The sequence below is a fragment of the Curtobacterium flaccumfaciens genome, assembly GCF_013359815.1.
GTDB classification, from domain to species: domain Bacteria; phylum Actinomycetota; class Actinomycetes; order Actinomycetales; family Microbacteriaceae; genus Curtobacterium; species Curtobacterium flaccumfaciens.
On the sequence record NZ_JABMCF010000032.1, the window covers coordinates 18,189 to 30,706 of the forward strand.

The 12,518-nt window shown below is 70.5% G+C and carries 14 protein-coding genes, 1 tRNA gene and 1 pseudogene; 6 read left to right on the plus strand and 10 right to left on the minus strand.

Going from position 1 to position 12,518, the window contains the following annotated elements; all coding sequences use genetic code 11:
• Window positions 1–185 precede the first annotated feature (185 nt).
• Window positions 186–1,229, plus strand: coding sequence for a hypothetical protein (locus HP445_RS03430; RefSeq protein ID WP_128781622.1), 1,044 nt, complete (start codon window positions 186–188; stop codon window positions 1,227–1,229).
• A 196-nt stretch (window positions 1,230–1,425) separates the two neighbouring features.
• Entirely contained in the window at window positions 1,426–2,286 is an 861-nt protein-coding gene (locus HP445_RS03435; RefSeq protein ID WP_164941280.1) for an Abi family protein, read from the plus strand.
• Window positions 2,287–2,489: 203 nt separating this feature from the next.
• Here the strand turns inward: HP445_RS03435 and HP445_RS03440 are convergent.
• Window positions 2,490–2,561 (minus strand) — tRNA-Gln (locus tag HP445_RS03440).
• Between the two features lie 79 nt (window positions 2,562–2,640).
• Here HP445_RS03440 and HP445_RS03445 point away from each other — a divergent pair.
• Together HP445_RS03445 and HP445_RS03450 are read left to right on the plus strand one after the other, a co-directional pair.
• Window positions 2,641–3,135 (plus strand): MarR family winged helix-turn-helix transcriptional regulator, encoded by a 495-nt coding sequence (locus HP445_RS03445; RefSeq protein WP_027465090.1) that lies wholly within the window; start codon window positions 2,641–2,643, stop codon window positions 3,133–3,135.
• Window positions 3,136–3,182: 47 nt separating this feature from the next.
• On the plus strand, window positions 3,183–3,659 hold the full coding sequence (locus tag HP445_RS03450; protein WP_128781620.1) for a VOC family protein: 477 nt from the start codon (window positions 3,183–3,185) through the stop codon (window positions 3,657–3,659).
• A gap of 6 nt (window positions 3,660–3,665) precedes the next feature.
• On the opposite strand, the gene HP445_RS03455 is transcribed toward HP445_RS03450, so the two are convergent.
• The 9 genes and pseudogenes from HP445_RS03455 to HP445_RS03490 all read right to left on the minus strand — a co-directional run bounded on the left by HP445_RS03455 (window position 3,666) and on the right by HP445_RS03490 (window position 10,166).
• Window positions 3,666–4,988 carry an ABC-F family ATP-binding cassette domain-containing protein gene (locus HP445_RS03455; protein ID WP_411913885.1) on the minus strand — a complete coding sequence of 441 codons (1,323 nt, stop codon included), beginning with the start codon at window positions 4,986–4,988 and terminating at the stop codon, window positions 3,666–3,668.
• Between the two features lie 56 nt (window positions 4,989–5,044).
• A pseudogene (locus HP445_RS19305) lies at window positions 5,045–5,513 on the minus strand (ATP-binding cassette domain-containing protein); the annotation flags it as partial.
• A gap of 204 nt (window positions 5,514–5,717) precedes the next feature.
• A complete protein-coding gene (locus HP445_RS03460; protein ID WP_128781618.1) occupies window positions 5,718–6,392 on the minus strand; it encodes a hypothetical protein in 675 nt (224 codons plus the stop codon).
• Between the two features lie 2 nt (window positions 6,393–6,394).
• The gene (locus tag HP445_RS03465; protein ID WP_042537802.1) at window positions 6,395–6,793 is read right to left on the minus strand and encodes a PLDc N-terminal domain-containing protein; all 399 of its coding nucleotides are present in this window, start codon (window positions 6,791–6,793) and stop codon (window positions 6,395–6,397) included.
• Entirely contained in the window at window positions 6,790–7,467 is a 678-nt protein-coding gene (locus tag HP445_RS03470; RefSeq protein ID WP_128781617.1) for a hypothetical protein, read from the minus strand. The genes HP445_RS03465 and HP445_RS03470 overlap by 4 nt, the downstream gene beginning before the upstream one ends.
• Window positions 7,464–7,904 (minus strand): molybdenum cofactor biosynthesis protein MoaE, encoded by a 441-nt coding sequence (locus HP445_RS03475; protein ID WP_128781616.1) that lies wholly within the window; start codon window positions 7,902–7,904, stop codon window positions 7,464–7,466. Before HP445_RS03475 ends, HP445_RS03470 begins: the two co-directional genes overlap by 4 nt.
• Window positions 7,901–8,413 carry a MogA/MoaB family molybdenum cofactor biosynthesis protein gene (locus tag HP445_RS03480; RefSeq protein WP_071406005.1) on the minus strand — a complete coding sequence of 171 codons (513 nt, stop codon included), beginning with the start codon at window positions 8,411–8,413 and terminating at the stop codon, window positions 7,901–7,903. The genes HP445_RS03475 and HP445_RS03480 overlap by 4 nt, the downstream gene beginning before the upstream one ends.
• Window positions 8,410–8,925, minus strand: coding sequence for a cyclic pyranopterin monophosphate synthase MoaC (gene moaC / locus HP445_RS03485; protein ID WP_276340779.1), 516 nt, complete (start codon window positions 8,923–8,925; stop codon window positions 8,410–8,412). Before moaC ends, HP445_RS03480 begins: the two co-directional genes overlap by 4 nt.
• On the minus strand, window positions 8,922–10,166 hold the full coding sequence (locus tag HP445_RS03490) for a molybdopterin molybdotransferase MoeA (protein ID WP_241660487.1): 1,245 nt from the start codon (window positions 10,164–10,166) through the stop codon (window positions 8,922–8,924). The genes moaC and HP445_RS03490 overlap by 4 nt, the downstream gene beginning before the upstream one ends.
• A gap of 106 nt (window positions 10,167–10,272) precedes the next feature.
• On the opposite strand from HP445_RS03490, the gene HP445_RS03495 reads away from it, so the two are divergent.
• Both HP445_RS03495 and HP445_RS03500 read left to right on the plus strand, forming a co-directional pair.
• On the plus strand, window positions 10,273–11,205 hold the full coding sequence (locus HP445_RS03495) for an MTAP family purine nucleoside phosphorylase (RefSeq protein ID WP_128781614.1): 933 nt from the start codon (window positions 10,273–10,275) through the stop codon (window positions 11,203–11,205).
• Window positions 11,202–12,272: an NAD-dependent epimerase/dehydratase family protein gene (locus HP445_RS03500; RefSeq protein ID WP_128781613.1), complete on the plus strand. Its 1,071-nt coding sequence runs from the start codon at window positions 11,202–11,204 to the stop codon at window positions 12,270–12,272. The genes HP445_RS03495 and HP445_RS03500 overlap by 4 nt, the downstream gene beginning before the upstream one ends.
• Window positions 12,273–12,518: the final 246 nt, after the last annotated feature.

Here is a 12,518-nt window from a genome sequence, read left to right on the forward strand (position 1 = left end):
CGAGATCTTCGTGCATCACGAGACGTCGATCGTCGGAGACAGGGAAGTAGCGTTCGAGGTCCATGTCGGTTCGGTCGTCGCGCCAGTCGATGACGCGCGGCAGGACGTCCTCGCGCAGCGCGGACCATTCGGCCGAGCGAGGTGAGAGCAGAGGGTGCCGACGGCCCCTGCCCTAGTATCGCCTTGTGAGCGGGGAACAAGTGCGGACGATTGAACCTGCGAAGGAACACGCTCGGGTTGGCTTAATCGTGACATTGGTTGGGCTTGGCGCCGCCGTCACGATTGGCGGGTACTTCCTCCCGGAGTCGTGGTCGTATTGGTCCGGGGTCGCCGGGAACGTAGGTACCACGCTTCTGCTCGCGAGCGGGCTTGTGCTAGTCGAACGTCACTTCTTCCGGCGCGTCGAGACGACGCAAGCCGAGGCTGCGCGAAGCGCCGCGTCACAAGCGGTTGGAGCGGTGGAGCAGCGCTTAGAGACTCGCCTTACGTCGCTCGATGCCCGCATAGCCGAGCTCCGACGCGCGCGCGACGTTGAAGCGGATTCTCGGATTGAACGGCTCGAGCAAGACGTCAGCTTCAGGTCTATCGCTGATGCGCTGCAAACGGCATTGGACGCAAATGCTATCCAGGCCGTCGGCTCGCACGACAGGTTCAAGGTCGTGGTGCCGGCGGGGCCTACGCCGACTTCGCCGCGCATCGGCTTCGGGTACCGACCGCCCGGTGGATTCGATCACCAGACTTGGGACGAAAACATCACCCTCACGTTCCTGCCTGACACAAGCCTGAATCAGGCCATTTGGGTGAACTGGGCGCCCGAGGAAACGTTCGAAGGCGCGGTCATCAGCCTGATTGCAGCAATGCGCAGCGCGAGTGAGGGCGTGGCCGCAAAGTCGCTCGATAGCCCCTCGAAGCTCGTCACGAACTTGCGACAAGCCCTCGACCTTGCAATAGCCTCCAAACGCGGGAATGAGGACAACTGGTTGCAGGGTAGGACACTCGCGGAGTTGCTTTGGAACGGTTGGGCGGTAACTGACGCCGGTCTGCAGCGGCCGGATCGCTTAGTCCTTGTCATCGATGGTGAGCAGTTCCCGGACCGCCGCGAGCAGGGACAAGGCTTCAACGTCAGCCGCCCGACGGTCGCCAAGCCTGATGGCTTGAACGACGCAGACTGGGAGACGCTCCTGCAGGTCACGAGCTCACACTTCTTCTTCCGATCGGAGAACCGGTAGTTCGATGAACGCTCTCCGCCTCAGGGCCAAGCGGGGCAGTATCCCACTACCCCTCGTTGCGCTGGGAGCCCCAAGCTGAGCACGGCGGTAGAGCAGGTGTCGTACGAGTCTGCTAACCTAACGTCGTCAGCGCCCCTCCAAGGCTAGAGCCGCAAGGCTTCCTCAAATGCGGGGGGCCTTCTCGTACCATCAGCGGGTGACTAAGCCGTTTCTAACCCTCGACGACCAGGTTGCGTTGCTTCGATCCCGGGGCCTTGACGTTGGAGACCCTGGGATCGCGGCGGCCGACCTTCGCCGGCTGAACTACTACCGTGTCAGCGGATACAGCAGGCAGTTTCAGATCGCTCCGTCCGCTGGCGACGAGACTTTTGTACCTGGTGCCTCTCTCGCGCGGATCCTCGAGCTGATGGCGCTAGACGCTCAACTGCGGGGCCTCCTCAGTGAAGCGCTCAGTGAGATCGAGATCGGTGTGCGCTCGCGCTTTGCGTACGAGGCAGGACTGGAATTGGGCTCGAAAGCCTTCTACCTTGACGAATCTGCTTACCTCGATGTGACTCCAGACCTCGGCGCACACATCGCGAAGGTCGAACGCGAGCTTTCACGGCCGAAGCTGAGGACGGTCGAGCGGTACAAGGTGGGAGACGACCTGAGCGCGGTCCCGATATGGGTCGCAATCGAGCTCATCACGTTCGGAGCCTTGGCGAAGACGCTCTGGTATCTGAGTTCGCAGCAGCCAACGCTTCTGACCGCTGATTCGCTCGGGGTCCAGCGCACCGGCTTCACCTCTGCTGTGCACAGCTTCGCCGTGCTCCGGAACGCCTGCGCCCATCACAACCAACTGTGGCATCGGCCGTTCGACGTCATGTTCGCGACGCTCCCCAAGGAGAAGAAGCGCGAACCGAAGTTTGACCGGGCGAGCGCGTACAGCGGCATCGTGGTGGCCAAGCGCTTCCTGCGAGCGATGGGACGGCTACCAGATTGGGAGGATCGCGTGAACGAGCTTCTTGACTCCAATGCGGGCTTTCGCTCTGGCATCCTGCAACCCGACCCTAAGTAGGCGCCGCTCGACAGCTTCCGGGAACGATCAGATGTGAAGTCGCGGGGCACGACGACCGACTGCCGTTTGCAAACGAGAAGCGGCCGCTGGGCCCGGCGAAGCGGCGGAGGTGCCGATGACGCTCACCATAGATTCGAACCCGGATCTCACGGCTTCGAGCCTGCACGGTCGAGGTGAAGCGATGTGATCGGCGAGCACGGCCGCTCCGCCTCCAGGATTCGAACCCGGACCTAACGGCACCAAAGGCCGTCGTGCTGCCATTACACCAAGGCGGAACACACCCGAAGGTGCTCCTCCATCCTCCCACGACCGACGAGGCTGGCTGTCCGCTCCGGGTTCGGCCAAGATGGTGGGATGCCGCATGAGGACGAGGTCGATCGCATCGTCGCGGCGTGGGGTCGTGAGCGTGCCGACCTCGACTTCGGCCCACTCGAGGTGCTGTCCCGCGTGGACCGGCTCGCCCGGCACCTGGACCGCGCCAGGCGGACCGCGTTCGACGCGAGCGACATGGAGCCGTGGGAGTTCGACGTCCTGTCGGCCCTGCGGCGCGCGGGTGAGCCGTACGAGCTGAGCCCGAAGACCCTGCTGCAGCAGACCCTGGTGTCGAGCGGCACGATGACGAACCGGGTGGACCGCCTGGCGGCCCGCGGCTTCGTGGGGCGGCGGACCGACCCGAAGGACGGCCGCGGCATCCTCGTCTCGCTGACGGGCAAGGGCCGGGTGGCGGTGGACGCGGCGATCGCGGACCTGCTGGCCGCCGAGCGCGACATCCTGTCCGGGGTCTCCGCCGACGAGCAGGGCCAGTTGGCCGGGCTGCTCCGCCGACTCATCCTGGGTCTCGGGGACTGACCGAAAGCGTGGCACGGGCCGAGCGGCGCCGGCGTAGCGTGCGGCGCATGCACGCCATCACCCTCGCCGTCGCCGACGTCGCTCGATCGGCTGAGTTCTACCGCACCCTGCTCGGCATCGAGGGCAGCGGCGTCATCGGCACCGAGTACCCCGCCACCGAGACGCAGGCCGGCGGCACCACGGCGATGTTCACCCTCGACGACGGCCTGATCGTCAGCGTCTACGGCCGGGACGACATGGCGAAGGACTCCGGCGTGCCGCTGGCCACGGCACCGAGCAGCACGATCGGGCACTTCACGAGCAGTCAGGCAGAGGCGGAGGCGTTCCTTGAACGGGCGCAGGCAGCGGGCGCCACGATGCCCGAGCCCCCGTACACGCGCCCGTGGGGCATGTGGTCCGGCTTCTTCCAGGACCCGGACGGGCACCTGTGGGAGGTCGTGGCGAACCCCGGCGGTGGGGCCCCCGAGGACGCCACGCCGACGGACAGCGGCCAGGACGCGGTCGACCCCACGTCCGTCGAGTAGACCGGCTCAGACCCCGAGCAGCTCCGCGACCTCGAGCCAGCGCTCCTCGAGCTGCTCGACCTCGGCCTCGAGCGCACCGAGCTTCGCCTGCAGTTCGCCGAGCCCGGCGTAGTCGGACTGGTCGTGCGTCGCGAACTGGTCGAGCAGCTTCTTGCGGTCCGCGCCGACCTTCGCGATCTTCCGGTCGAGCGCCGACATCTCCTTCTCGGCCGTCCGCCGGTCCGCTCCCGACATGGCGGACGCACCGGCGGCCTTGGACCCGGCCACGGCACCGGCCGAGCCGGTCCCGCCGACGGTGTCGGGCCTCCCGGCAGACGCGGCGGCAGCCGCAGAGGCGGTCCCGCCACCGGTGCCGGCCTCGCGCAGACGCATGTACTCGTCGACGCCGCCGGGCAGGTGGCGCAGGTGACCGCCGAGCACGGCGTACTGCTGGTCGGTGACGCGCTCGAGCAGGTACCGGTCGTGGCTGACGACCAGCAGGGTGCCGGGCCAGGTGTCGAGCAGGTCCTCCATGGCGGCGAGCATGTCGGTGTCGAGGTCGTTGGTGGGCTCGTCGAGGATGAGCACGTTCGGCTCGTCGAGCAGGATGAGCATGAGCTGCAGACGACGCTTCTGCCCACCGGAAAGGTCCTTGACGGGCGTGGAGAGCTGCTCCGAGGTGAAGCCGAGCCGCTCGAGCAGCTGCGACGGCGTCATCTCCTTGCCGTCGGCGACGTAGCTCGTCTTCTTGCGGGCCACCACCTCGCGAACGCGGTCGGCGGCGAACTGCTGCAGGTCGGCGAGCTGCTGGTCGAGCACGGCAACCTGCACGGTCTTGCCGGTCTTCACCCGCCCGCTGGTCGGCTGCAGCCGGCCGGAGACCAGGTTGAGCAGCGTGGACTTGCCGGCGCCGTTCGGGCCGAGGATGCCGGTCCGCTCCCCCGGTGCGATGCGCCACTCGATGCGGTCGAGGATCTGCGTGCCGTCGAACGAGACGCTCACGTCGAGCAGGTCGACGACGTCCTTGCCGAGGCGCGCGGTCGCCGTCCGGGACAGCGCGACCGTGTCGCGGATCGGCGGGACGTCGTCGATCAGGGCGTTCGCCGCGTCGATGCGGAACTTCGGCTTGCTCGTGCGGGCCGGGGCGCCGCGGCGGAGCCACGCGAGCTCCTTGCGGGCCAGGTTCTGCCGGCGCTGCTCGATCGTGGCGGCCTGCCGGTCACGCTCGACGCGCTGCAGGATGTACGCGGCGTAGCCACCTTCGAAGGGGTCGACGACGCCGTCGTGGACCTCCCACGTGTCGGTCGACACCGCGTCGAGGAACCACCGGTCGTGCGTCACGACGACCATGCCGCCCTGGTTCGACGACCAGCGGCGGTTGATGTGCCCGGCGAGCCACTCGATGCCCTCGACGTCCAGGTGGTTGGTCGGCTCGTCCAGGAACAGGACGTCCCAGTCGCCGACCAGCAGCCGCGCGAGTGCCACGCGGCGACGCTGCCCACCGGACAGCTCGTCGACGCTGACGTCCCACGGGATGTCCGAGACCAGACCGCCGATGATGTCGCGGATCTTCGGGTCACCGGCCCACTCGTGCTCCTCGAGGTCGCCGACGACGGTGCTGCCGACGGTTGCGCCCTCGGGCAGGATGTCGCGCTGGTCCAGGTACCCGATGGTCAGGCCACGGCGGTGCGTGACGCGGCCGCCGTCCGGCTCGAGGCGCTGGGACAGCAGTGCGAGGAGGGTCGACTTGCCGTCGCCGTTCCGGCCGACGACGCCGATCCGGTCACCCTCGTCGATGCCGAGGGTGACGTTGTCGAAGACGACCTTGGTGGGGAACTCGAGATGCAGGTTCTCGGCGCCGAGGAGATGTGCCACGCGTCAAGGGTAGGTGGCGCGGCGGGGTGGTGGGTGCGGGGCGGGTGGCTGGGCGGGTTGGCCGACCGGCTCTGGGCGCACGGTGCGCGCTTGTTCGAGTGGTGCGAGGTTGCCCGCTCGGTGCGAGCCTGTAGCGGCACACGGAGCGCGCAACCTCGCACCGGTCGACAGACCGCGCACGGTGCGTCGGCCTGGAGGCCCGGGTCAGTTCGCGGGGGCCGGCTCGGCTCCGGCGCGGGGCTCGGTCTCCTGCAGGAACGCTCGCCACTGCTTCCGCTTGCTGACGGTCCAGAGCAGCATCGCGAGGAAGAACACGGCGAGGAGCGCGTACAGCAGCCCGAACAACGTCGCCCAGTTGAGCAGGAACTGCGCGAACGCGAACGGCGTCCATCCGAGGGCGAGCCAGAACGTCGATGTCGATTGACCGAGTCGACGGCCGGCGAGTGCGACGAGCGCGGTCCGGTGCTGCGGATCGGCGGGCTGCTGCCCACGAGCCATGCGCTCGATCCGTCGGCGGACGGCACGAGGAAGCCCGAGCATCGGGTCGGACAGCGCGCTCTGGAACTGTCCACCGCCTCGGACGATTGCGGTGACCCAGCAGACCGGGCCAACGATCATGAGCGGGACGATGACGAAGAACGCCCAGTCCGGCAGGCCACTTCCGGTCGAGGGCAGCTCGAAGCGCGGCAGGTGTTCGGCGCTCAGCCACCCGGCTGCAACCGCGGCGACGACGGCCAGCACGATCCAGATGACCCGCCAGACCATCGAACGGCGGACACGCGGTCCGACTGGCGCCCCCGCGAGCCGGTCCTCCACCTGCTGCCAGGTCTCCTCGGAGACCGTGGCTCCGGCGAACTCATGCGGGGCCGGCGTGGACACGGTCAGCTCGCGGGGGCGGTGTCGCCCTCGCCCGCGGCTTCCTTCGCGCGCTTCAGGCGGGCCTGCGCCTCCCAGTACTCGATCTCGCGCTCGAGCTCGGCGAGCTCCTGCTCGGTACCGGTGACGCGCTTGGCGCCGTGCGCACTGCGGGCGTCGCCGAGGGTGGCGTACCGGTCCTCGTGGCGGGTGGGCTCGATGTAGCGACCGTGGTTCCGTTCGCCCGGAGCCCAGTCGTGGCCGATGGCGAACCAGACGATGCTGCCGACGACGGGGACCAGGATCACGAGGATCACCCACGCGATCTTCGGCAGGCCGCGGATCTGGTCATCCGTCTTCGTCAGGATGTCGATCAGGGCGAAGACCAGCAGGATGACGGTGATCCCGGGCAGCAAGACGCTCATGTTCGCGATTCTATGGATCCGCTTGGAGTCTCACCATGCCCCGAACGAGCGTCCCGGTTGCGAAGGTGCACAGGGTGGGCGTCGAGGTACCGGCGGGCGAGCACCGCGGACCGTGCCGTCAAGGCGAACTGCGCCGCCGTGGCGATGCCGCCCGCCACGGCGAAGGGCCAGAACGCACCACCGGCGAACGTGACCGCAGACCACACGATCACGAACCCAGCAAGACTGGGCAGTTCGCCGCCGTCGCCCAGTTCGACTGCCCTCGCCTGCACGACGATCCGACGGTCCTCCGGCGCGGCCCGCCGCCCGGTCGCCGCCGCCGTCACCGCGCGCTGTTCGCGTTGCTGCAGCGGCGCGAGCACCGGCGCACGGCGGGCTTCCTCGCCGTTCCGTCTCCGGCGGATCAGGACCCGAACGGCGTCGCCGAGACCGATGACGAAGCCCAGTGCGGTGACGACGCCGGCAACTGCGAAGCGAGCGTCCGATCCGGCGGGCACGGCGATCGCCGCGATGCACAGCGCCACCAGCACCAGCCCGATGACCACGACGAACCCGAGGACCGGCGGGCCGGGTGTCCAGGTCTGCGCGAGGAGCAGGTGTGCACGGTCGTCGGCTTCGGCCCAGCGTCGCCCCGCCGCCGCGCGCTCGGTGTCGGTCTGGGCGGCGGCGGTCACAGCGCCGCGACCCACTCGTCCGTCCCGTCGGTGAACCGCTGGTGCTTCCAGATCGGCACGCGCTCCTTCACCAGGTCGACCAGGGCACCGCACGCCGCGAACGCCTGCGCCCGGTGCGACGACGACACCGCTGCGGCGAGCGCGACGTCACCGATGCCGAGCGCCCCGACGCGGTGCAGGACGGCGATCCGGACGTCGGGGTGGTCCTCGGCGATGGTCCGGGCGACCTCGGTGATGACGTCGCCGGCGCTGGGGTGCCGCTCGTAGTCGAGCGCGGTGACGCCCTTGCCACCGTCGTGGTCACGGACGATGCCGGCGAAGGTCACCACGGCGCCGTCCTGCTCGGTGGCCACCACGGCTGCGACCTCGTCGACGCTGATGTCGCGGTCGACGACGTCGGCCAGCACGACCCGTGCGGCGGCCTCGGTGGTGCTCACGAGGCGCTCCGCGGGGCGTGGCCCTCGCCGTGCACCTGTGCGACCACGTGGTCGAGTACTCCGTCGAGCACGGCGAGCCCGTCGGACACCCCACCGCGCGACCCGGGCAGGGTGACGAGCAGGCAACCGGCGTTCGTGACCCCGGCGACGCCGCGGGTGAGCAGGGCGGTGGGGCCGGCACCCGCGAGTCCGCGTCGACGGATCTCCTCGGTGATGCCGGGCAGTTCGAGGTCGATCAGCCCCGCCACGGCCTCGGGGGTCCGGTCGGTCGGGGTGACCCCGGTGCCGCCGGTGGTGATGACGACCCGGGCGTCGGCCAGGAGCTCCGCGGTGACGGTCTCGGTGATCGCGCCGCCGTCGGGGACGATGATCGGGTCGCTCGTGGTGAACCCGTGGTCGCGCAGCCAGTCGGCGATGACGGGTCCGGTGCGGTCGAGTGCGGGGTCGGCGGCGGCCTGCGTGGACACCACGACGACGGCGGCCCGGCCCCTGGTCGGCTCGGCGGTCATCGGTTGCTCCAGTCCCCGGAGCGTCCGCCGTGCTTCTCGAGCACGCGGACGTCCGTGATCACGGCCGCTCGGTCGACGGCCTTCACCATGTCGTACACCGTCAGGGCGGCGACGCTCGCGCCGGTCAGTGCTTCCATCTCGACGCCGGTGCGGGAGGTCGTGCGGACCGACACCTCGATCAGCACGCGGTCGTCGGAGCCGGTGATGTCGACCTGCACGCCGGCGATCGGCAGCGGGTGGCACAGCGGGATCAGGTCGGAGGTCTTCTTCACCGCCATGATCGCGGCGATGCGGGCGGTGCCGACGACCGCACCCTTGGGCAGCGAGCCGTCGAGGATGCGTGCGACGACGTCGGGACGGGTGACGACGGTGGCGGTGGCGGTGGCCGACCGGTCGGTGACGTCCTTCGCGGAGACGTCGACCATGTGCGCGCTGCCGTCGGCGCGGACGTGCGACAACTCGTCGGTCGGCGTCGGTTCGGACCCCATCTGGTCAGCGGACGGGTCGGTCATCGGAGGCTCCAGACGGTCAGGGGGTCGCCGGGTTCGACGGTGTCGACCCCCACGGGGACGTGCACCAGGTGGGTGGCGGCGGCGTAGTGCACGAGCAGGTGCGAACTCGGCCCACCGACGAAGTGCACGGCACCGTCCTGCACCCGGCCTCGACGGAACTGGTGCTTGCCGACGGGTGAACCGGCAGCGGACGCCGCCGGCAGGACCTGCGTGGGGCGGTCCGGCGTGAGTCCGACGGCGGCAGCGAGCAGCGGGCGCAGGAACACCTCGAACGAGACGAGCGCCGACACCGGGTTGCCGGGGAAGGACACGACCGGCACGGCGCGACCGTCCTCGAACACGACGCTGCCGAACGCCTGTGGCCCACCGGGCTGCATCGCGACCGGCGTCACCGCGAGCCCGCGGGGTTCGAGTGCCTGTCGCACGACCTCGTACGCCCCGGCGCTGATGCCCCCGGTGGTCACAACGAGGTCGGCCCAGTCCCCCACGGCCGCATCGAGCGCCCGGTCGAAGGCCTCGACGTCGTCGCTCACCCGGACGGCCCGCGAGTCCGCACCGACCTGGGCAAGAGCTGCCCGCAGCGCGATGCCGTTCGCGTCACCGATGGTCGCCGCGTCCGTGTCGGCGCCCTGCAGCTCGGACCCGGTCGACACGACGAGGACCCGCAGCGGTCGGCGCACCGACACGGTCGTCACCCCCGCAGCAGCCAGGGCCCCGAGCAGCGCCGGCGTGACCGGGGAGCCGGCCGGAGCGAGCTCGGCACCGGTGGGCAGGTCGCTGCCGGTCACCCGCACGAAGGTGCCGGCGGTCAGGTCGGCGGGCACCGTCACCCGGGGCAGCTCGAGCGCCGCCGGGAACGCACCGGGTTCGGTCGCTTCGACCGGGAACACCGCGTCGGCACCGGTCGGGATCCGCGCACCCGTCATGATCGGCGCGGCCGTGCCGGATTCGAGCGGTTCGGGCACCACGCCGGCCGGGATCGGGGCGACGACCCGGAGGGCCTGCCCCGCGTCCGCTGCCCGCACGGCGAACCCGTCCATCTGACTGTTGTCGAACGGCGGCAGCGGAACGGGCGACGCGACGGGAGCAGCGAGCACGCGGTGAGCGAACCCGACAGGCGCACCCGCGCCCGCGCCCGCACCGGCGAGTTCGTCGAGTGGCAGTTCTTCTGCTCCGAGGCCCGCCACCACCGGCGCGAGCAACGCCGCCAGGTCGTCGCGGTGCTGACCGATCGTTCGCACAGGTGCCTCCGAACAGGGGTTGGTGGCGCCGCTCCCGGTTCGTCCGGTGGCGCCGTCAGTAGCGTATCCAGCGCGCAGCCCGCGCCGACGACCAACCGGAGGACCTGTGGAGAACGACGAAGCCGTGACGATCGGTGTCATCGGAGGCTCCGGCCTCTACCAGCTGTTCGAGGAGGGCACCGCCGACGAGCTCGACGTCCCGACCCCGTTCGGCCCGACGTCGAGCCCGATCAGCATCGGCACGATGGCCGGACGACGGGTCGCGTTCCTGACCCGCCACGGCCGTGAACACTCCGTCGCCCCGCACCGCATCAACCACCGTGCGAACGTCTGGGCGCTCCGTTCACTCGGCGTCCGCGCGATCGTGTCCTCGAGCGCCGTCGGCGGCCTGCACCCCGACTACGCCCCGGGCACCTTCGTCGTGACGGACCAGCTCATCGACCGCACCTGGGGCCGCGCCGACACGTTCTTCGAGGACGACGTGCAGCACCTGTCCTTCGCCGACCCGTTCGACCCGACGCTCCGCCGCGCGGCGATCGACGCCGTCGCCGGACTCAACGTGCCCTTCCGTCCGACCGGCACGTGCGTCGTCATCCAGGGTCCCCGGTTCTCCACCCGCGCCGAGTCCGTCTGGCTCCGCCAGGCCGGCGGCCACACGATCAACATGACGATGACGCCCGAGGTCCCCCTGGCCGCCGAACTCGGCATCGCCACCGTGAACCTGTCGTTCGTCACCGACGCCGACGCCGGCCTGGCCCCGACCGAGGACGAAGCCGCCGCCGCAGCCGCAGCCAGCGGCCCCGACGTCGACGACGCCGGAGCCGTCGTCACCCACGCCCTCGTCATGGAGCGCCTCGCTCGCGCCAACGAGGTCATCGTCCGAGCCATCGGCCAGATCGTCGCCGCGATCCCCGCCGACTTCACCCCGCGCGAGCTCGTCCCGACCAGCGCGAGCGCCAGCATCATGCAGACCCAGCCGACCGCCGCCGCCACCACGAAGGCCCAGCCCGCCTCCACCACCACGGGTGCCACCGCATGAGCCGCCTCCTCGTCACCGGCGGCGCCGGCTTCATCGGCTCCGCGATCGTCCGCCGCGCACTGGCCGACGGCCACGAGGTCCGCGTCCTCGACTCCCTGCGCGACGACGTGCACGGCGACCCCGCCGAGGTCATCCACGCCCACCAGCACCAGGGCATCGAGTTCGTGCACGGCGACGTCCGTGACCGGATCGCCCTCGACGCCGCCCTCGACGGCATCGACGTCGTGTGCCACCAGGCCGCCAAGGTCGGCCTCGGCGTGGACTTCCAGGACGCCCCCGACTACGTCTCGTCGAACGACGCCGGCACCGCCCACGTCCTCGCCGGCATGGACCGGCACGACATCGGCCGGCTCGTCGTCGCCAGCTCGATGGTCGTCTACGGCGAGGGCGCGTACACCACCGCCTCCGGCGAACCCACCCGTCCGCCGGCCCGCCGCCGCGAGGACCTCGACGCCGGCCGATTCGACCCGATCGGCCCCGACGGTCAGCCCCTGCTGCCCGGCCTGATCGACGAGTCCGCCGCGCTCGACCCCCGCAACGTCTACGCGCAGACGAAGGTCGCGCAGGAGCACCTGGCCTCGAGCTGGGCCCGCGCCACTGGGGGCCGCGCGATCGCGCTCCGGTACCACAACGTCTACGGACCGGGCATGCCCGCGAACACCCCCTACGCCGGTGTCGCGTCCCTGTTCCGCTCGGCACTGGCCCGCGGCGAGGCACCCCGCGTCTTCGAGGACGGCGCCCAGCGACGCGACTTCGTGCACGTCGACGACGTCGCCGGCGCGAACGCCGCCTCGATCGCGGCGACCGCCGACCTGCCGTCGGACTCGTTCCGCGCGTACAACGTCGGCTCCGGCACCGTGCACACCATCGGCGACATGGCCGCCGCGATCGCCGGACCCGACGGCCCGCAGCCGGTCGTCACCGGCGAGTACCGCCTGGGCGACGTCCGCCACGTCACGGCGAGTTCGGCACGCATCGCCGCCGAGCTCGGATGGCACGCCGGGGTCGACTTCGAGGCCGGGATGCGCGACTTCGCGACGGCTCCGCTCCGCAGCGCCGTCCGCTAGCCGGAACGCGTGCGCGAGCGGCGCACCGCTGGCCGCGCCTGAGAGCGCGACCAGCCACCGGACGGGAGGCCCGTGACGGCCCCGCCCCGCGCCTCCCGTCCGCAGTCCCGCCCCCGGAACGCGCGACACGCGCGCACCCTGTCCCCCGTTCTGGGGACCGTCCGCGAACCGGACGCGCTGAACGACCAGGACCCGGCAGTTTCCTGTACCCCGCAGCGCGTCGTCGTGTTGTGTCGAGTGCATGCC